Annotated in this window: 18 protein-coding genes; 7 read left to right on the top strand and 11 right to left on the bottom strand. The window is 47.7% G+C overall.

Annotated elements, in window-relative coordinates; translation table 11 throughout:
• Positions 1-47: 47 nt before the first annotated feature.
• Together SHEWMR4_RS17075 and SHEWMR4_RS17070 are read right to left on the bottom strand one after the other, a co-directional pair.
• Positions 48-1478 (bottom strand): MFS transporter, encoded by a 1431-nt coding sequence (locus SHEWMR4_RS17075; RefSeq protein WP_011624000.1) that lies wholly within the window; start codon positions 1476-1478, stop codon positions 48-50.
• Between the two features lie 180 nt (positions 1479-1658).
• The gene (locus tag SHEWMR4_RS17070; protein ID WP_011623999.1) at positions 1659-2414 is read right to left on the bottom strand and encodes a YdiY family protein; all 756 of its coding nucleotides are present in this window, start codon (positions 2412-2414) and stop codon (positions 1659-1661) included.
• A gap of 212 nt (positions 2415-2626) precedes the next feature.
• On the opposite strand from SHEWMR4_RS17070, the gene rpsF reads away from it, so the two are divergent.
• The 4 genes from rpsF to rplI are packed head-to-tail and all read left to right on the top strand — an operon-like array spanning position 2627 to position 4064.
• A complete protein-coding gene (rpsF, locus tag SHEWMR4_RS17065) occupies positions 2627-3022 on the top strand; it encodes a 30S ribosomal protein S6 (RefSeq protein WP_011623998.1) in 396 nt (131 codons plus the stop codon).
• A gap of 8 nt (positions 3023-3030) precedes the next feature.
• On the top strand, positions 3031-3336 hold the full coding sequence (gene priB / locus SHEWMR4_RS17060; protein ID WP_011073673.1) for a primosomal replication protein N: 306 nt from the start codon (positions 3031-3033) through the stop codon (positions 3334-3336).
• Between the two features lie 11 nt (positions 3337-3347).
• On the top strand, positions 3348-3575 hold the full coding sequence (gene rpsR, locus SHEWMR4_RS17055) for a 30S ribosomal protein S18 (RefSeq protein WP_006083042.1): 228 nt from the start codon (positions 3348-3350) through the stop codon (positions 3573-3575).
• 36 nt (positions 3576-3611) lie between these two features.
• Positions 3612-4064 (top strand): 50S ribosomal protein L9, encoded by a 453-nt coding sequence (gene rplI / locus SHEWMR4_RS17050; protein WP_011623996.1) that lies wholly within the window; start codon positions 3612-3614, stop codon positions 4062-4064.
• Positions 4065-4227: 163 nt separating this feature from the next.
• On the opposite strand, the gene hydF is transcribed toward rplI, so the two are convergent.
• From hydF to SHEWMR4_RS17010, 8 genes are all read right to left on the bottom strand, one after another.
• The gene (gene hydF / locus SHEWMR4_RS17045) at positions 4228-5466 is read right to left on the bottom strand and encodes a [FeFe] hydrogenase H-cluster maturation GTPase HydF (protein WP_011623995.1); all 1239 of its coding nucleotides are present in this window, start codon (positions 5464-5466) and stop codon (positions 4228-4230) included.
• On the bottom strand, positions 5450-6529 hold the full coding sequence (gene hydE / locus SHEWMR4_RS17040; RefSeq protein WP_011623994.1) for a [FeFe] hydrogenase H-cluster radical SAM maturase HydE: 1080 nt from the start codon (positions 6527-6529) through the stop codon (positions 5450-5452). The genes hydF and hydE overlap by 17 nt, the downstream gene beginning before the upstream one ends.
• Positions 6529-7167 (bottom strand): hypothetical protein, encoded by a 639-nt coding sequence (locus SHEWMR4_RS17035; RefSeq protein ID WP_011623993.1) that lies wholly within the window; start codon positions 7165-7167, stop codon positions 6529-6531. The genes hydE and SHEWMR4_RS17035 overlap by 1 nt, the downstream gene beginning before the upstream one ends.
• Complete coding sequence (gene hydG, locus SHEWMR4_RS17030; protein WP_011623992.1) at positions 7168-8607, bottom strand: [FeFe] hydrogenase H-cluster radical SAM maturase HydG; 1440 nt, start codon at positions 8605-8607, stop codon at positions 7168-7170.
• A gap of 70 nt (positions 8608-8677) precedes the next feature.
• Positions 8678-9361, bottom strand: coding sequence for a cytochrome b/b6 domain-containing protein (locus tag SHEWMR4_RS17025; RefSeq protein WP_011623991.1), 684 nt, complete (start codon positions 9359-9361; stop codon positions 8678-8680).
• A gap of 13 nt (positions 9362-9374) precedes the next feature.
• Positions 9375-9695, bottom strand: a complete 321-nt coding sequence (gene hydB / locus SHEWMR4_RS17020) for an iron hydrogenase small subunit HydB (RefSeq protein ID WP_011623990.1) — start codon at positions 9693-9695, stop codon at positions 9375-9377.
• 12 nt (positions 9696-9707) lie between these two features.
• Positions 9708-10940 (bottom strand): iron hydrogenase large subunit HydA, encoded by a 1233-nt coding sequence (hydA, locus tag SHEWMR4_RS17015; protein WP_011623989.1) that lies wholly within the window; start codon positions 10938-10940, stop codon positions 9708-9710.
• Between the two features lie 635 nt (positions 10941-11575).
• Positions 11576-13774 (bottom strand): S46 family peptidase, encoded by a 2199-nt coding sequence (locus SHEWMR4_RS17010; protein ID WP_011623988.1) that lies wholly within the window; start codon positions 13772-13774, stop codon positions 11576-11578.
• A 125-nt stretch (positions 13775-13899) separates the two neighbouring features.
• Between SHEWMR4_RS17010 and dnaB the strand changes: the two genes are divergently transcribed.
• Together dnaB and alr are read left to right on the top strand one after the other, a co-directional pair.
• Positions 13900-15306, top strand: a complete 1407-nt coding sequence (dnaB, locus tag SHEWMR4_RS17005; RefSeq protein ID WP_011623987.1) for a replicative DNA helicase — start codon at positions 13900-13902, stop codon at positions 15304-15306.
• Between the two features lie 75 nt (positions 15307-15381).
• Positions 15382-16458, top strand: coding sequence for an alanine racemase (gene alr / locus SHEWMR4_RS17000; protein WP_011623986.1), 1077 nt, complete (start codon positions 15382-15384; stop codon positions 16456-16458).
• Between the two features lie 180 nt (positions 16459-16638).
• Here the strand turns inward: alr and SHEWMR4_RS16995 are convergent, their stop codons facing one another.
• On the bottom strand, positions 16639-17103 hold the full coding sequence (locus SHEWMR4_RS16995) for a chemotaxis protein CheX (RefSeq protein ID WP_011623985.1): 465 nt from the start codon (positions 17101-17103) through the stop codon (positions 16639-16641).
• A gap of 557 nt (positions 17104-17660) precedes the next feature.
• Here SHEWMR4_RS16995 and SHEWMR4_RS16990 point away from each other — a divergent pair.
• Positions 17661-19856 (top strand): TonB-dependent receptor, encoded by a 2196-nt coding sequence (locus SHEWMR4_RS16990; protein ID WP_011623984.1) that lies wholly within the window; start codon positions 17661-17663, stop codon positions 19854-19856.
• The last annotated feature ends 26 nt before the right edge of the window (positions 19857-19882 follow it).

Genomic DNA, 19882 nt, shown 5'->3' with positions numbered 1-19882 from the left:
ATAAAAAGACGGGCTAGCCCGTCTTTTTTACTGTCTAAAATCAGCCATTAATCTGTTTTAACTGCATCGAGATTGGACTCGTCCATTTCGTTAGTCTCCTCGTGGACAAAGCTGGGTTCTGGGTTAAATTCAAACTCGAATGTCAGCTGTTGTTCGCTATCACCGTCAATGTCATTACCCTCGAAGGCATCGGCACCTAAGTCATCTTCATCCTCTGTGGCCGTTGGTGTCATTTGTTCCTGCACAGATTCGACATCGACCCTTGGGTCGAGCGCGGCCGCCAGTGGGGATGAGACTAAGTCACCGGTTGCCATAATGTAGTCTTGAGTCACATTGGTTTCGGCTTTTTGTCGTGAATGAACATAACGCAGGCGTAAAAATAGGACTAAGGTACAGGCCGACATAAAGCCATAGAGCATGCTGTTACCGAGCCATTGCATTAGGGTTGAGGCGATAAGTGGACCGATACTGGCTCCCACACCAAAGGTCAGTAAAATGGTTGCCGACAGACCAACCCTTTCACTCTGTTCGACACGGGAGTTAGCCAGTGCTGTTGCTAGGGGATAGAAGGTAAAGCCAAGAATACCGAACATAAATGTCATCACTAGGGAGAGCACTGGATGATAAGGCGTGAGGGCAATACCTAAGGCTAAGATCCCAAGCAGTATGCAGTTAATACGTATCAGGCGACTGCGGGACATAATGTCGGACAATTTCCCCATCGGCCATTGAGCCAGCAGACCCGCGAGAATGGTAGCCGTCATATAGGTGGCGACTTTCTCGGGCGGCAAACCTAAGTTACTGGCATAGGCGGGAGCCAAACCATAGAAGGAGCCAACAATCATGCTACCTATGGCTATGGTGGTCAGCGCCTGCGGTGCTTTGCGCCAATAGTGGGCGATTTTTAAGGGCGCGGGCACCAGTGGCGCCGGGTGAATCCGGCGAGTCAAGGAAATGGGAACAATACACAGGGCAAAACAGATGGCGATCAGCAATAGCGGCTCTAGGCCAAGTTCGGGATAGAGGCTGATGGCGCCTTGACCCAATATCAAGCCGAAGTACGAGACTATCATGTAGCTGGCAAACACAGTGCCGCGTTGGCTGCTTTCTGCTTGTTCATTGAGCCAGCTTTCTAGCACCATATATTGGCACATCATGCCCATACCGACGATAAGCCTTAAGAGGATCCAAACCGCTAGCTCATCCACCAAGGCATGACCTAGGGCGGAGGCTGCAACAATCCCGGCGCTGGCGACAAAGGCGCGAATATGCCCGACTTGGGCAATCAAACGGTGGCCAATCTTCGAGCCCGCCACCAGACCAACGTAATAGGCCGACATCATGCCACCTATCCATAGCTGCGGTACATGCATTACCGACAGGCGCAGGCCCAAATAGGTGGTGAGTAAACCGCCTGCCAATACAGTTAATAGAGTTGTGCTATATAAAGAGGCGAAAGTGCGTAGCGGATTTGCCATTAACTACTCCTTGTATGATTGCAGGGAGAGTATATCAGGAGTTGGTGTTTATTCAGTGTTGCAAAATGTTGGGATTTAATGACTCACTTATCATTTTTGTGTGTGGGTTACTAACTGACACTGAATCTGAGGTTTGGCTGAGAGTGTATATCGCTTCAGCCAAACTACTGAGTACCTCTATTATCTAAAGGTGTAGAGCAGGTTAAAGGTGGTGACAGTGTCAGTCTGCTTACTGCCTTCGGGCACCACTTCGGTGTATTTGATGTTCATGCCAATCTTAAATGCCCAATCCTGAAACACTAAATTCTTGTAGTTCATATCGAGGGTAAGGGTATTGTTATTTTCGCCCACTTCGGCGGTTAGGTCCGCATTGATGCTGGTGTATTCCTGCAATTTTTGCGAAAACTTTGCCGCAGTTCGTAGGATCACATCTTTTTCGGCGGCGGGATCCGGCTCTGTTACCGATTCTGCTGGCAGGTTGTAACGATAACCCGGACCGACTTCTAGGCTGAGTTTGGTCTTATAGCTGCTGATGGCATTAAAACCATAACCCGATGATAGGGTTGAGATTTGGGTATAACTACCGAACTGATCCCAAGTAAAATCGCCCCGGCCAAAGATATAGCCCTTAGTGAGTTTATAGTTGCTCTGCAGTTGGAGTTCGTACTTCTCTGAGGTGGTTTGGTTTTTCTCTGAAGCAAAATACGCTTTTAGCGTGGCTTCTTGCTTCGTTTGCTTGGCATCATAAATCAGCTGGGTGCGACCATTAAAACTGCTCGACTCGGTATTACCCGTGTTCAACTGTAAGCCCGCTTCGACTTCAGCAGTAAAATCGCTTGGCGGTTCCTGATAATCGGGAGGTACAAGCGCAAGTGCCGGAAAAGATAGGCAAAAAAAACTTAAAGGGGCGATAACTTTTAGTATTGCTCGTAACATTAGTCTGGGTTCTTGAGTGGCTGATGTCTGATATCCGAATAGGGGTGAGGCGTCATCATACCCGTATTGCGGGTTGAGGCAAAGTTATTGCTTGAGTTTCGCGTCTGCTTTCTGTACTATCTCGCGCTCGAATCAGTCACTATTTTCGTTCCTTGCCTCCACTTGGTCTGACTGAGCCAATAACGAGGCTACATAACCGTAAGGAGCAATAAATGCGTCATTACGAAATCGTATTTATGGTTCACCCAGATCAAAGTGAACAAGTACCTGGTATGATTGAGCGTTACACCGGTGTTATCACCGAAGCTAACGGCAAAATCCACCGTTTAGAAGATTGGGGCCGTCGTCAACTGGCTTACCCAATCCAAGATCTGCACAAGGCTCACTACGTTCTGATGAACGTTGAAGCACCAGCAGAGACGATTGAAGAGCTAGAAACTGCTTTCCGTTTCAACGACGCAGTTCTGCGTAACATGGTAATGCGTACTAAAGTTGCCGTTACTGAAGCATCTCCAATGGCGAAAGCTAAAGATGAGCGCGATTCACGTCGTGGCCCAGCTGGCGACCGCTCATATGATGAAGCTAACGCTGAAGAAATCGCTGAGTAAGTTTATCTGTGACCACCAATAACTTGGTGTTGTCAGGAACCATAACCCGTTCCAGACGCTTTAAAAGCCCGGCAGGCATCGCACACAGTGTGATAATGCTAGAACACAAATCGCAGCGTTATGAAGCAGATATGCTCCGCAACGTCTACGTACAAATACAAGTGATATTGAGTGGCCCACGCTTTGAAAGCGTGGCAGACAATCTGAAAGCAGGTGTGGAAGTACAAGTTCAAGGTTTTATGACGCTTCAACAGGGGCGAAATGGCCAAAATCGCTTAGTCATCCATGCCGAAAATGTCGAATTGAAAACTTAGGAGACTGTCAAATGGCACGTTATTTCCGTCGTCGCAAGTTCTGCCGTTTCACCGCTGAAGGTGTTGCAGAAATTGATTACAAAGATATCGTTACTTTAAAGAACTACATCACTGAAAGCGGCAAGATCGTTCCAAGCCGTATCACTGGTACTAGTGCTAAATATCAGCGTCAACTAGCTCGCGCAATCAAGCGTGCTCGTTATCTTTCTCTACTGCCATACACTGATTTACATCAGTAATTGCAGTATTCCTAATCGAATATAGAGGATTTGATAATGAACGTTATTCTGCTTGATAAAATCGCTAACCTGGGTAACCTGGGTGACCAAGTTGCAGTTAAAGCTGGTTACGCTCGTAACTACCTGCTGCCACAAGGTAAAGCTGTTGTTGCTAACGAAAGCAACGTTAAAGTATTTGAAGCTCGTCGCGCTGAATTAGAAGCTAAATTAGCTGCTGATCTGGCTGCTGCTAACCAACGCGCTGAAAAAATCGCTGCTCTGGAAGCTGTTGTTATCGCTTCTAAAGCTGGTGATGAAGGCAAACTGTTTGGTTCAGTTGGCACTCGTGACATCGCTGATGCAGTAACTGCTGCTGGCGTTGAACTGGCTAAAGCTGAAGTTCGTTTACCATTAGGCGCTCTGCGTACTACTGGTGACTTCGAAGTTGAAGTTCAGTTACACACTGAAGTTAAAGCTGTTGTTAAAGTATCTGTTGTTGCAGAAGCTTAATTACCAACTGCTTTAAACTAAGAAAACACCGCTTCGGCGGTGTTTTTTTATGGGCGCGATTTAGTTCGTATTGCTGTGCATGTGGTTGTTTGCCATGCATGAAGGATAAACAGGCTTAGCTATTTCATTGCAGCCAAGCCTGACGCTGAGGCTCAATACATTATTACTGAGGACTGCAGTTAAAAGGTGCGAGCACCCGTGGCAGTACGCCCTGTAGCTTTGAAATCGCAACTCCATAATTAGTGATAGGTACACTACGACGTTGGCATTCGTGGATGCGACGGAGCATTTCATTACGATTAAACATACAGGCACCGCAGTGGATGACGAGGGCATATTGCTCTAAATCATCGGGAAAATCGTGGCCGGACGTCACGATAAATTCGAGTTGTTTACCCGTGTAGCTATTTATCCAACGGGGGAGCTTGACTCGGCCGATATCATCTTCCTGCACATTGTGGCTGCAGGCTTCGGCGATCAGCACTTTATCACCATCTTGCAATTTATCTAACGCCTCGGCGCCTGCGGCAAGGGTGGCCAAATCCCCTTTAAAACGCGCAAACAGGGTTGAGAAAGTCGTGAGTGGAATCGATATTGGCACTAGGGCGGCGACTTGTTTAATCGCCTGAGCATCGGAAATCACCAGTTTAGGTGTGACGACGGATAATGCCTTCTCTAATTCTGTTTCTTTAACCACCATAGCGATCGCGTTGCGATCCAATGCTTCCCGAAGGATCTGTACCTGCGGCAGGATCAAGCGTCCTTTAGGGGCCGCCATATCAATAGGTACGACACAGAGGATAACGTCCCCCGCTTGATAGAGATCGCCCGCAAGCATGGGTTCTTGCTTATATTCCGCGGGCGCTAAATCGATAATCAGCTGCTTAAGCATTTTGGCCGCAAGGCCTGTGGTGGCAGAGACCACAATAAAAGGCAAGGATTGCTGTTGGCAGAAGGCGATATCCTCGGCTTTAGGTGTACAGATATCGGCCTTATTGAATACGACCAGTATCGGCATTCGCATCTGCTGTATTTCGTTCACTAAGGCGATATCCGATGGATAAAGCCCTTGTTCGTCCACCACTAAGAGTGCCATATCGGAGCGGAATAACACTTTACGAGTCGCCTTTACCCGCATTGCACCTAATTCTCCGTCATCATCGATCCCAGCCGTGTCGTAAAAGGTTACTGGCCCCAAGGGTTGTAACTCATAGGCCTTGGTCACGGCATCAGTGGTGGTGCCCTTAATATCGGACACAATGGAGATTTGTTGTCCTGCGATCATATTGAGCAGGGAGGACTTACCTGCATTGCGTCGACCGACTAAGGCAATATGGTAACGCATGCCCCGTGGTGCTGATTGGCTCTGGGAATGCTCTTGTGGATTAATGCCTTGACACATATTGGCTCCTTTTGGAATCACCGCGGCTAAAGGAGGGGATTAGCCCATGGCTTTGAATTTGATGGCAGATTTGCTTAAGTCGCTCTGCTGCTGGGTGTTGTTGCTGGTTTTTTCCCGGATAGATGCTGTAATCGGCACTCACTTGTGTTGGGGTGAAGGAGGGCATAATCACATTGCAGCCTCGCTTTAGTGCCTGTTCCCGAGCGCCTTTTTCTAGGGCATCGAGGGAGCTGGTCGCAGGGATATTCGCCCCAGGATTCATCAGTCGCAAAATAGCGCTCACTCGATGACTCTTAAGGGCGCTGCCATTGGACGATGTGGCAAATGGAGTTTGTGCATGGGCGATAAAAGGGCCGCAGGCCAGCATATCGAGCTGTAGCTCAGTTAAGCATTGAATATCGCGGGCTAAGATAGCGTCAGTCATCCCTGGTAAATCGATGATGATGCCAGAACCTGTCTGAAAACCGAGTGACTTAAGGTGTGCAAGTCTCGCAATTCGTTCATCGAAATGGGCTTTAGGGCGACAGCGAGCAAAGAGGGCGCGGTCGAAGGTTTCCATCTTGAGTAAATAGCGATCGGCACCCGCCTCACGCCAGTTTTCCAACTCATGATGTTTGCGATCACCGAGGGAGAGGGTGATTGCGAGGTTATGGCGCTGCTTAATTTCACTAATAAGGGCGCTGATGCGCTTGCAACGGTAGCTAAAATCATCTCCCGATTGCAGCACCACAGTGCCGAGGCCGAGTGAGGCTATGCTATCCACTGCGCTGAGAATGTCTTCGTTTGAGAGTCGATACCGCTTTACCTGCCGATTCTCGCTATGCAGTCCACAGTAATGGCAGTGGTTACGGCAATGATTGGAGAATTCAACAATGCCGCGTAAATAGACCTGTTGCTGAAATTCGAGCTCAGTGGCGAGCTGCGCGCGGCTAAACAGCCATTCATCGTCCTGTCCTTGGAGCAGCTCAAGGATTTGCGCATAGCTGAGCGCTATAGGTTTGAGCAAACTGGGTTGCGTGCAGGACGATGCTTGTTTAATGATTGGGATATGGCTGGTATGCATCAGTGTCGCCCCTTATCCAGCGCAATCACACTTTGATACCAGAGATCGCCTACAGCGCGGCGACATTCTTCTACGTAACGGCTAAGGGTTATTGCCACCGGCGAGTCTTGCTCTGCGGTAACGCCGAAATAAAACCAATCGATTAAGCTGTTGGGCGCAAGGTCTAAAGCAATAACATCAAACTCTATCCAAAGCCCTTGAGCCGAAGTGGTATGGCTATGGGCGTAGTGACCGACAAAGAGTCTATCGCCAATCAGCAATATAGGTTGCAGTGGCAGCGCTTGGGTCGAGACTAAATTGACGACCTCAGGAAACTGCGTTTTAAGCTTGGCGCACCAATGGCGGGAGTTTTCATAGAGTCGTTCCACTTCCCAAAGCGGCATCTCGGGACGTAGGATAGTGGCGAATTCATCCCGCCAAGAACCTGTGGGCTCAAGCTTTATCAGGGTGAGTTGCTTGAAGCTTGCGCTTTGTAAGCGCTGTAAGAGTAATTGGCCCACCGCATTATTGGCAAAATTACTGTAAATGGCCGCGTGCAACACTATGTCATTGGCTTGTGCTATTGCCTCGAGTAAGGCGTGCGTATTCAAACCAAAATGCAATTTCACGCCGGGCTTTGAAAGTAAAGAATGGGTCATTTATAGATAGATATCCCGTTCACCCGCATCGGTTTTTTTCAGGCAGACGCGTACGTTACGTTCCCGTGATGGACTCATTTTGGCGAGCTCTCGCTCTATCAGGGCGTTACCTGCCTCACGGGTTTTATCGCTGGCGTAGTCGTTCAGATATTCCCTAAAGGTGATCAAGGCATTGGGCTGGCAGAATTTGCCAATAAACTGCTGTTTGGCTAATCCCATAAAGTGATCGCCTGTGCGCCCTTTACGGTAACAGCCCGTGCAGAAGGAGGGGATGGCATCCGAATCTGTAACTAATTCATAGATGATCTCATCCATAGCGCGATGATCACCAAGGCTAAATTGTTCGGCATCGTGTTGATTTTGTTTGCTGTCTTGATAGCCACCCGGCGCAGTGCGTGAGCCCGCACTGATCTGTGAAACACCGAGCTCTAACAATTCTTTACGCAGCGCAGCGCTCTCCCGTGTGCTCATAATCAGCCCGGTATAAGGTACGGCTAGGCGAGTGATAGCAACGATACGCTTGAAGCACTCATCATCAACCTCATAGGGCGGCTTTTCACTAAGGGCAGAGCCATGGGCGGGTTCAATCCGCGGGAAGGAGATGGTATGTGGGCCAACGCCACAGTCTTTTTCGAGTTGCTGAACATGGGTGAGCATGGCGAGCAGCTCAAATCTATGGTCATACAGGCCAAAGAGCGCACCGATACCGACATCGTCGATTCCTGCTTCCATCGCCCTGTGCATGGCGTAGAGTCGGTATAAAAAGTCGGTTTTTTTACCTTTTAGGTGCACTTTACTGTAAGTGTCTTGATGATAGGTTTCTTGGAAACATTGATAAGTGCCTATCGCCGCCGTTTTAAGCTGTTTAAAGTCTTCCACACTCATTGGCGCGCAGTTGACATTGATACGGCGAATTTCTCCACCCTTGCCCTGCTTAACGCTGTACATGGTTTGAATACTGTCAACAATGGCTTGCACATTGTTGCGTGGATGCTCGCCATAAACGGCCAAGATCCGTTTGTGGCCCATTTCTTCGAGGATGGTGACCTCTTGGCGGATCTCATCCTGTTTTAAGGTCTTGCGTTTTAGTTCATGGTTATCGGCGTTAAAGCCGCAGTAACTACAACTGTTGGCACAATGGTTGGACACATAGAGCGGCGCAAACATCACTATACGATTGCCGTAGATGGTGTTTTTTATTTCACGGGCGACGGCAAAGAGTGCTTCATCCAGGGCTTTATCTTGATTTTGTAGCAGGAGAGCGGTTTCGCGAATGCTTAAGCCTTCGCATTGGCGCGCCTTTTGGAGAATGGCTTGGATTTGTTCGCGACTCGGATGACTGGCGTCTTCAATGGCCTGCCAAATCGCCTGATCGTCAATAAAGCTGACGTTGGGATTATAGTCAGAGACGGTAATGGAATGATGCTCGTGTGTGCTCATGGTTATCTATGCCCTTGAATATGAATGCAGAAATGCGGCAGTTGTTGAGCAACTGCCGCAGGAGACCTCGCTATTTGCTGGTCAGTTGTTCGCCGTTCGTGGCGACGGGGGCAATTTCATTTTTTACCCATAGTGGGGTGTACTCGGCGGCATCATGGTAGGGCACATTGCCGTGGATCATCATGGCTTTGAAGTCATCGAAGCGGTACACCGCGAGGAATAAATGCACAGGTAAGAAGGCGGTTAACACTAGGCCTGAGACTAGATGGGCTTGACCTAAAAACCACACAGTATCCCGCGGCGCGGCGTGGGGGATAAGCCACAGTACTAAACCTGAGAGGATAAGCACTGTGCCGCCAATCAGTACGCAGGCACCAAACAGCTTTTGGCCAGAGTTATACTTGTTCATCGGAGGGATAGGCACTTTTTTACCCAGTAAGAATTTCTGTGGGTAACCGCCTAACACCATAAACCATTTCACGTCGCGCTCGGAGAAGCTGAACACTCGGGCGATAAATAACACTACTCGGTCGAATGCCATGATGGTAAATGCCACGGCATCGAGGGCCATAATAATCCCCGCAATGATGTGCACATCATAGGTTAGCTGCATGCCTTCCTGGGAAAGCGGTTTAAAAAACAATAACAAACCCGTCGCGGCTAACGGCAAAAAGCTCAGTAGCAGAATATAGTGGAAAATCCTGACGTTTAGCGGATGTTTTAAAATGGGTCTCATATCATGTTCTTGATGCATTTTTCATCTCCAATCAAGAGCTTAATTTGGTGCGGTCGACAAAGTGGGTGTGCAGCAGCTCGTGGGACGTATGTCCTAATGGCTCGCCACCGAATTCTTTGTAGTATTTCTCTACCGCGGGGTTGGCGTGGCTGACTCGTTTTTTCGCTAGACTGTCGTCTTTATATAACCCTTGGCTTCTGGCCTTAATGTACTCATTACGGCGTTCAAGCTTGCTGGTAAACCAACCAATAGGAATGGCTAAGGCGGCGACAAAGGCAGCGCCTACGGCCATAAACTTACGGCGTGACAGAAAGAAACTGTCCTCGGCAAATAGGTGTTTTTTCTTGTTCATTTTTGTTTCCCGTTAAATGTTACCAAGCCAAGAAGAGCCTTTACCTTCAATAGGTTGGCCTCCACCGTTGACGCAGCCGCCAGCGCAGTTCATCACTTCGATAAAATGATAGGGCGAGGTGCCTGCCATTACATCGCGCAGCACGGGTTCGATGTTGTTGCCCATGTCGTGTACTACAGCGACATTGACGGTTACATTCTGGTTGAGCTCTGTATCAAACAGGCTGACAGAAGCCGATTTGACGCCTTTTAGCCCGCGTACGGGTTCAAATTCCAACTTAGCCATTTCAGTGCCTGTGAGCACCTTGTGAGCGGTACGTAATGCCGCTTCCATTACGCCACCTGTGGTACCAAAGATAGTGCCCGCGCCAGTGTATTCAGAGAACAAACTATCGCCTTGATATTCGGGGGTATTAGCGAGATCGATATCGAGCATTTTGAGCAATTGAGCCATTTCCCTTGTGGTCAACACAGCATCAATATCTTGGTACGAAGGCGTGTTAGCCCCATGTTCCTGATGGTATTGCCAAGCCGAGTTAAATTCGGGGCGTGAGGCTTCGAGTTTTTTCGAGGTACAAGGCATCACAGAGACGGTGAAAATATTCTCTGGCTGCATTTGATACACCTTAGCACCGTAGGTTTTAGCGACCGTACCTGCCATTTGTTGGGGAGATTTAGCGGTGGACAGGTTAGGCAGTAGCGCAGGATAGCGGGTTTCGAGGTAACGCACCCAACCTGGGCAGCAGGAGGTGAACTGCGGCAGCGCACCTGCATTTTCTTCACCTTTGGCATTGGCATGGAGGCGATGAATAAACTCACTGCCTTCTTCCATGATGGTGAGATCGGCGGCAAAGTTACAGTCGAAAATCTTAAAACCTGCCTGATTCATCGCACCATAGAGCTTACCCGTCACGAGTTCGCCCGTGCCTAGACCGAATTCTTCACCAATTGCGACCCGCACCGCCGGAGCGATAATGCCGACAACGGTAGTATTTTTATCGGCGAGCTTTTTAATGACGGTTTCAAGGGCGCTGTGGGTTTCTTCAATGGCGCTAAAGGGGCAGTTAATTAAACATTGGCCGCAGCTTAAGCATTTATCTTCATCGATAGAGTGCACAGCACCCGAGGCGCCATTAATGGCATGGGTCGGGCAGAACTGTTTGCAAGCATCACATCCTTTGCATTTGGATGCATTTATCTTGATCAGCCCTTGGATTTCTCCCGGTTGATAAGTTGTCGCTGTCATAGGATTTCGCGTTCCTCATTTTCAACCTGAATTATATTTTCAGTGTTATTTAATGTATTTATTTGGCAGCTTATGCCTATGGCAAAAGCGTATTGGTAAGTTTTAGACGGCTGGATAATAGGAAATTGGTTCTGGAAAAAACTTGAGAACGATCAAGTTTTATTCTTTTTGATAAAACAGGCGTTTTTAATGGTTTTATTAGACGTTTTTGATAAATTTTTAGAAATAAAAATAGACTTTTGTGTTTGTGGTTTATCAGATTCGCTTTAATTTATTAATTATATACAGTGCGTTATGGTGGTGTCATTGGTCGCCTAACACTGTTTGTTGTATTTTAAAGGCTTGCGGTGTGATTTATTGCATTATGAGGGTGTTATCACTCGTTTGGATTTTGTGTTTGGACAAATTGTCCATAAATGCTCTTGGTTTAAATAATGCTAATTAAGGTGGCTGATGAATGATTATGGCGAATGGATAATGTGATAGATCACAAATTAGCAAATTGCTTAAAATAAAAACCGTCCAAAGAATATTCTTTGAACGGTTTTAAAAGGTGCTTAATTTATGTTGATTAAATTAATGGAATTAATATCAGCTAATGTTATTGTCAATTAACACTGAACATTAATTAAATATTAATTTCTCACTAAATCGAGTTCTTTAATTAAATTATCAGCATGGTCTACTTCATCCATCATCCACAGGATATATCGAATATCTACGTGTACGGCGCGGGTGATGGTGGGGTTGAAGAACCAGTCCTTGGTAATGGCTTCATAGGTGGAATCGAAGTTCAGACCGACGAGTTCGCCTTTGCCGTTAAAGACAGGTGAGCCCGAGTTACCACCCGTGGTATCTACGCTCGATAGGAAGTTAACCGGCACAGAGTTAAATTCTTCAGGCTTGTCTAAGCAAGAAAACAGACGGCAAATCCAGCCGCGCGGATCTTGATAGACTGATTTCACTAAGTGATCGCCAAAACGCTGCTCATGAATCGCATCGAGCAGTTTGTTCGGGGCGTTATAGGGCTCAACACCAGTGTGTTTAGCTACTATGCCATCGAGGCGAGTAAATGGCTGTTTGTACAGCGCATCACGGGATTGATAACCATCGACCATTCCGTAGCTGATACGTAGGGTACCGTTTGCATCGGGATACACAGGCCAGTTGTTGGCTTTGTAGTAGTCGATAACGGCGGCCATATACGCAGGGCGAGCGGTAGACAGTTTACCCGCTAGGATTTTTTCTGCCTTTTCCTGTGCCATATTGGTGTCGTACAACGCGACAGCGAGGCGGATAAATGGATCGCTGCTGGTTTCAAAAGCTTTCGCATCCGCATTCATCCACGCCAGACGTTGTGCTTGGTCTGTCAGCGTCGTTAGCGAATACAGGCCGTCGAGTTTTGCTTCTAGACTGACATTTTTGTCGTCCAGATTCAGCATATTATCTAAGGCTGCAACGCGGTTGGGTTGTGACAAGTAGGCATTTAAGTCCTGTAACCAAAGGGTTTTATCGACTTTAACGTCAAAGCTAGAGTCGATACGCTTCAGGCGCGAGCTGAACATGGCAAGGTCACGCTCTTGGAAGCCGATTTCACGCTCGGCATCGCTCTTTTGCTTTTCCTTGGCTAAGCGATAGAGGCTATTCGCCGCGGTGAGCAGTGTGCTCGATTGGGCGTTGGTGAAGTAATAATTGGTTTGGGTTTGCAGTTGCTGCTCGGCCAATAAGACTTCTAGCTCGCTGATAAGATTTTGATTAAGGCTAGGGTTTTTCTTTAACCAAGCCAGAAAATCATCTTCGCGTTGCTGCTTAATACCGACGATATCTGTAGCTTTAAAACCAGCCAGCAGACCGTTGAGTTTTTTCATCCGGTTCGCCATTGACGCCATATTGCCTGCATATTTAATGGCGATATCTGCATCTTCCTGACCCATGGCTTCGATAGTATCAATCTGTAATTGATAGCGTTTTGCCTGAGTTGGATACAGCCAGTCGCTGGCAAATTTAAGCTCGCTGGTGAGGTTGTAACGGCTAGTAGTGCCAGGGTAGCCCGCCACAAACACGCCGTCGCCCGCTTTCACACCATCGGCGTTTACTTTTAGGTAACTCTTTGGCTTGTAAGGAATATTATCTTCGCTGTAGGCCGCTGGCTTGCCATCTTTACCCACATAGGCGCGCAGGAAGGCAAAATCGCCCGAGTGGCGTGGATATTCGTAGTTATCGATATCACCGCCGTAAGCGCCAACGCTTTCTGGTGGCGCGTACACCAAGCGTACATCGCGGATCATCAATTGCTTGATGAGGTAATATTCCAAGCCATTGTGGAAGCTGCGCACGTTACAGCGGTAGTTATCATCGGCCTCACAGCTTTTGATTAAGGCTTTGCTGTGGTTTTCAATGTTTTCGTAGCGTTTGAGCGGATCTTGACTTAAGTCTTTGGTGACATCGCTGGTGACATTGGTCACGGCTTCGGTGATGTATAAACGCTCGTTCGGACCTGCCGATGGTTCTTTATCCATCGAGGTGGCTAAAAAGCCCTGTTCGAGATAGTTATGTTCTTTCTTAGTGTTATATTGTATCGCCTTGTAGGCACAATGATGGTTTGTCACAACTAGCCCTTGGGGCGAGACAAAACTGGCGGTACAATAGCCCAGCCCAACAACGGCATTCATTGGATAACTGGTGAGATCGGCTAATTTGTCAGCGGGAATATCGATTCCACGTGCGCTGAGTTTGTCTGCAATTGAAGGCATTTGATAAGGTTGCCATTGTCCTTCATCGGCTGTTGCTACGCCAGAGGTCAGTACTAAGGCTGCAACCAATGCAATACGCATGTTCTTTCCTTATTTTTAGTTAGAGTGTCCGTTGAAATGAGATAACAGGTGAATGTAAACAGCCTGTTTGCTTGACGCGGGTTTTATATCATATTTTGTTAAGTTGTTGGAAATCGGGAGTGTTAATGTCACAACAAGGTGCTTTTAAGCCTAAGAGTAAGCCGAGGGATTTGCAGGTCGATAGCCTCAAGCTGCCGCCGCATTCAATAGAGGCTGAACAATCGGTATTAGGCGGCCTCATGTTAGACGCCGACGCTTGGGATAAAGTGGCCGAAACCGTAGTGAAAGAGGATTTTTATTCCCGCTCACACAGGATGATTTTTGCGGCGATGCACCGTTTAGTTGAAACGGGTCAACCTATCGACTTAATCACGGTTTCTGAACAGCTTGAACTTGAAAATCAACTCGAAGAAGCGGGCGGCTTTGCCTACTTAGGCGAGATTGCCAAAAACACCCCGAGCGCCGGTAACATTGTTTCCTACGCTGAGATTGTGCGCGAGCGCGCCGTGGTGCGGGAGATGATCCGCGTTGCCCATGAGATTGCCGATGCGGGTTACAATCCCGAAGGGCGTGACTCCAGCGCCTTGCTCGACTTGGCCGAGAGTAAAGTCTTTAAGATTGCCGAGCAGCGCACCAATGCCAACGAAGGTCCCGAAGGCATTAAAACCATTCTCGAAAAAACCGTCGATAAGATTGAGCAGCTCTACAACAACCCGCATAACGGTGTGACAGGGGTGTCGAGCGGTTTTAGCGATCTCGACCGTATGACAGCGGGCTTCCAATCCGGCGACTTGATCATCGTCGCGGCGCGTCCTTCTATGGGTAAAACCACTTTCGCGATGAACCTCTGCGAGCAGGCGGCGATGAATGAAGACAAGCCTGTGCTGATTTTCAGTCTCGAGATGCCCTCGGAACAGATCATGATGCGTATGTTGGCCTCCTTGGGCCGCGTCGACCAAACTAAAATCCGTACCGGACAGCTCGATGATGAGGATTGGGCGCGGGTATCCTCGACCATGGGGATCATGCTCGAGCAGGGCAAGATGTATATCGACGACGGTTCTGGCTTAACCCCGACCGAAGTGCGCAGCCGTGCCCGCCGTATCGCCCGTGAACATGGCGGCTTATCGATGATCATGGTCGACTACTTGCAGCTGATGCAAGTACCGGCGTTATCGGACAACCGTACCCTAGAAATTGCCGAAATTTCTCGCTCTCTCAAGGCATTGGCTAAAGAGTTAGAGATCCCCGTTATTGCACTTTCCCAGCTTAACCGCTCACTCGAACAACGTGCCGATAAGCGCCCTGTGAACTCGGACTTACGTGAATCGGGTTCTATTGAGCAGGATGCGGACCTCATCATGTTTATTTACCGTGATGAGGTGTATAACAACGATTCTCCCGATAAGGGCACGGCGGAAATCATCATAGGTAAGCAGCGTAACGGCCCAATCGGACGTGTGCGCTTGACCTTCCAAGGCCAGTTTTCCCGTTTTGATAACTACGCTGGCCCGCAGTTTGAAGAAGATTAATTTCTGGTGTTAGAAGCTAAGCACTGCTTATGTATTCTTTTTATTTCCTGACTTTTCAAATAGACAAGGCAAATTTTGAAACCTTTTCCCCGAGCAGAAATTAGCAGTAGTGCACTGCAAAACAATCTCGCCGTCTTGCGTCAACAGGCGAGTCGCAGCCAAGTGATGGCTGTGGTGAAAGCCAATGGTTATGGTCATGGATTATTAAATGTCGCCAACTGTTTACACACTGCCGATGGCTTTGGTCTAGCCCGTTTAGAAGAGGCCTTAGAGCTGCGCGCCGGTGGCGTGAAGGCGCGCTTGTTATTGCTTGAAGGCTTCTTTCGTAGCACTGATTTACCTTTGTTGGTGGCCCACGATATCGATACTGTGGTGCACCATGAGTCTCAAATCGAGATGTTAGAGCAGGCGACGCTATCAAAACCTGTCACCGTATGGTTGAAAGTGGATTCTGGCATGCATCGTTTAGGCGTGACGCCTGAGCAATTTGCGCAGGTGTATGCGCGTTTGACGGCCTGTGACAATGTTGCCAAGCCCATACATTTGATGACTCACTTTGCCTGTGCCGATGAGCCTGAAAATCATTACACCCAAGTGCAAATGCAAACCTTTAACCAGTTAACCGCGGATTTGCCTGGATTTAGAACCTTAGCCAATTCTGCGGGCGCCCTCTATTGGCCCAAAAGCCAAGGGGATTGGATCCGCCCTGGAATCGCACTCTATGGTGTGTCTCCCGTTACGGGGGATTGCGGCGCCAATCATGGTCTGATCCCGGCGATGAACTTAGTCTCGCGTTTGATTGCGGTGCGCGATCACAAAGCGGGACAACCCGTAGGTTATGGTTGTTATTGGACGGCGAAGCAAGATACTCGCCTTGGTGTCGTGGCCATTGGTTACGGCGATGGTTATCCGCGCAATGCACCAGAAGGCACGCCTGTGTGGGTGAATGGTCGCCGAGTGCCGATTGTTGGTCGTGTCTCTATGGATATGTTAACCGTTGATTTAGGCGCCGATGCGACAGACCTTGTGGGCGATGAAGCCCTGCTCTGGGGCGCAGCCTTGCCCGTTGAGGAAGTCGCCGAACACATTGGCACTATCGCCTATGAGCTAGTGACCAAACTTACCCCAAGGGTCGCTGTGTGTCTTGCATAAGCCATCTGCGTGGATTCAAGAAAACGGTGCATTAGTGCCGTTTTTTATGCCCTAATAAGCGGGATATTGAGTGGTTTGCAGCCAGCCGTTCTGCACTTGGTTATTGAAGCCTTTAAGGGCAATAATCAAGCTTGCAGAGCGACGAGAAAGAAGTGCTACAGATTAGCAATTGATGACAGGTTAATTTTCAAAGCAGATTTCAATAAAGGCGTTACCGAATGGGCTGCTGAAGGGCATGATAATTTTGGTGCCGTTCGCTTTATGGGAAATGGTATGCCCTTTACCCGAGACCACCATAGGTGTTGCCATTTCGAATTCATAACCCTTTTGCCCTAAAAGATTTTTTGCCCCACCAGTGACCATGTTGGTGATTTCACCCACGAGATCGGTGACTTCTTCATTTATCTTACCTGGGTTTTCTCCCAGCATATTTTGCATGATCTGTAGAACAAGTTTTTGTTCAAAGGTAATAGATAAGGATCCCTTAGTTTGCGGCCCAACCATACCAATTAACCCTGACACATCACCTTTGGCTAAGTTGTCGGTTTTAATTTGAGGTTTGCCCGGCGTGAGATCCATACTGGCCATCGTCGAAATCACATTGAGCAGGGATTGCAGAAAAGGGTTAATAAAATTGACGTTCATGCTTCAGTGTTTCCTCTTATGAACTTAAGCCTTATGGTCACCATGTCATTAAGGTTAGACGAAAAGTGGTTGAATCACAGCAATCTTAATCACACTCTATCAGCTTAGATGACGCAAATGGAAATGTGAGGTTAATTTGACGATTTTATTGTCGTTTATCTCTGATGAAGCTCAACATATCCTCGTTTCATCACGCCCATTTTTGTGTTTAAACTGGTAACCGAAGCCATTAATTTTAGTCTATTTAGTTTTTCATCCTCTTTATCTTCTTATCAATGCCTTCCCGTTGGACAACAAGGTTTTATAGAAACTTTAGATACCTCATATTGTTTTAAAAGACAAATTTACATATTTTTCATGATATTACGTTGATTATCTGTGGTTTCTCCCCACAATTGTGCTTCAGCGCCCAATCGAGCCCGATAATGTGACAAAGATTAAATTATAATGCAAATGATAATAATTATTGATTGCAAATTGTGTTTTGAATATATTAGCGGCGATTAACAGGTGGGGGACATCTGTTACAGGTTTAGTCCGCAACAGGAATGTTTTTGATGAAATTTGCAAAACGTCGTAATGGTCGAGTCACACTCGGTGCTCATGTTTTAGGTTCGTTAACGATTGGGATGGCGGTTTCGGCCATTCCCGCAATGGCAACGGAAGGGCAAACGCAAGTCGTTGATAAGAAAGTCGAGCATATTGAAGTGAACGGTGAGTACTTAGGTTACAACAGCCGTAAAGTGCAATCGGGTAAATTTACCGAAGACCTGCTCAATACCGCTAAAACTGTTACCGTTATCAATCAAGATTTAATCAAAGATATGGGCGCCCAGAGTTTTACCGATGCGTTGCGTGCAACTCCTGGTATTACCTTAGGTACAGGTGAGGGTGGCAACCCCTACGGTGATAGACCTTTCATCCGTGGTTACGATGCCCAATCTTCAACCTTTATCAATGGTATGCGTAATGTGGGTTCACAAAGCCGCGAAACCTTTAACATTGAACAAATTGAAGTCCTGAAAGGCCCAAGCTCTGTATACAACGGTCGTGGCGCCGTTGGTGGTAGCATCAACATTGTGACCAAAAAAGCGCAATCCGAAGACTTTATTAATGCCGACGTTTCCGTTGGAACGGATTCCCTTAAACGCGCCAGTGTCGATGTTAACCATGTGATTGCCGATGAGGCTGCGGTCCGTATTAACATGATGGCCCACGATGCCGACACCCCAGGTCGCGATGAAGTTACGGGTAATCGTTGGGGCGTAGCGCCTTCGGTGACCTTTGGTTTAACCACGCCAACAAAAGTGACGCTCGAATATTATCACTTTGAAAATCATGACATTCCTGATTATGGTATTCCCTACGATCAGGCTACGGGCGAGCCTGCGGATGTCGACCCTGACAACTTCTATGGTCTGTTGTCTCGAGATTTTCGCGATACTATGGATGATACGGCGTCAGTGTTGATAAGCCATGATTTTAATAACGACATGCAGTTCACTTCGACCTCCATCTATAGCCGTAACAGCAATTACTATATTGTGACCAACCCGGACGATACCACGGGCAACGTGGCTAATGGTTATGTTTGGCGAAACACTAAGTCGCGCCATTCGGTTACTAAGACACTAGCCACTCAATTACAACTCTCGGGTGAAGCAAAACTCGCGGGGATGACTAACCGTTTTGCCGTCGGTACTGAACTCAGTAACGAACGTACTAGTAATTTAAGTTACACCGTCGATACGGGTAATGGCCGCAACGCGGGTTGTGATCAGGCGATGCTGGACAACTACAACTGTACGCTGCTGGATAATCCGAATCCGCACGATCCTTGGGTTGGTACTATCACCCTCGGCACCGATGCGACAGTTACAGAAACCGATACTCGCTCGCTTTATGCCTTTAACACCATTGAGTTAACCGAAGCGTGGATGGTGAACGCCGGGATCCGTTGGGATGATTACAGCACCAGTGCTGAGAATTCGACTTCTCAATTTAGCAATGATACTGACTTCTTTAACTATCAATTATCGGTACTTTATAAGCCCGCTGAAAACGGCAGTATTTATGCCGCGTGGGGCACTTCTTCTAACCCTCCTGGTACCTCAAATGGTGATGGCGCGGACCGTCTCGGCAGCACCAACGCCGATTTAGAGCCTGAAGATACTGAAAGCTACGAGTTAGGCACTAAGTGGGACTTCTTTGCCGGACGTTTATCTTTGAATGGTTCGGTATTCCAAATCGAGAAAAACAACGCTCGGGTCGCGACCTCTGGCGATCGTAATTCGCCGCAGGAAAACGTGGGTGAGCAAAAGGTGAAAGGTTTCGAACTTGGCTTCTCCGGTGACTTCACTGAGCATTGGCACGGTTTTGGTGGTTACACCTATTTGGATGCGACCTTGGAAAGCAATGGTTATAACCAAGCACAAAATGGTAACCGCTTCCCCAATACCGCTAAAAATAGCTTAAGTTTATTCACGACTTACGATGTGACTGAGGATTTTACTGTTGGTACGGGCGCGTACTACATGGGTAAAGTTTATGGTAATACGGCTAACACGCTGTCGATTCCATCCTACTGGCGTTTTGATTTGACTTCATCTTATAAAATGAGTGAATTCTTGACCTTACGCCTGAACGTGCAAAATCTAACGGATGAGCGTTATTACGATAAAGCGTATACCGCGCACTTTGCCAATATGGCCGCTGGTCGCTTAGTGATGTTAAGTGCGGATATGCACTTCTAAGCCGTATTAATCGAGTTCTGAATGGC

The sequence above is a fragment of the Shewanella sp. MR-4 genome, assembly GCF_000014685.1.
Taxonomy (GTDB): Bacteria; Pseudomonadota; Gammaproteobacteria; order Enterobacterales; family Shewanellaceae; genus Shewanella.
This window is presented reverse-complemented; position numbering and strand designations above follow the sequence as displayed.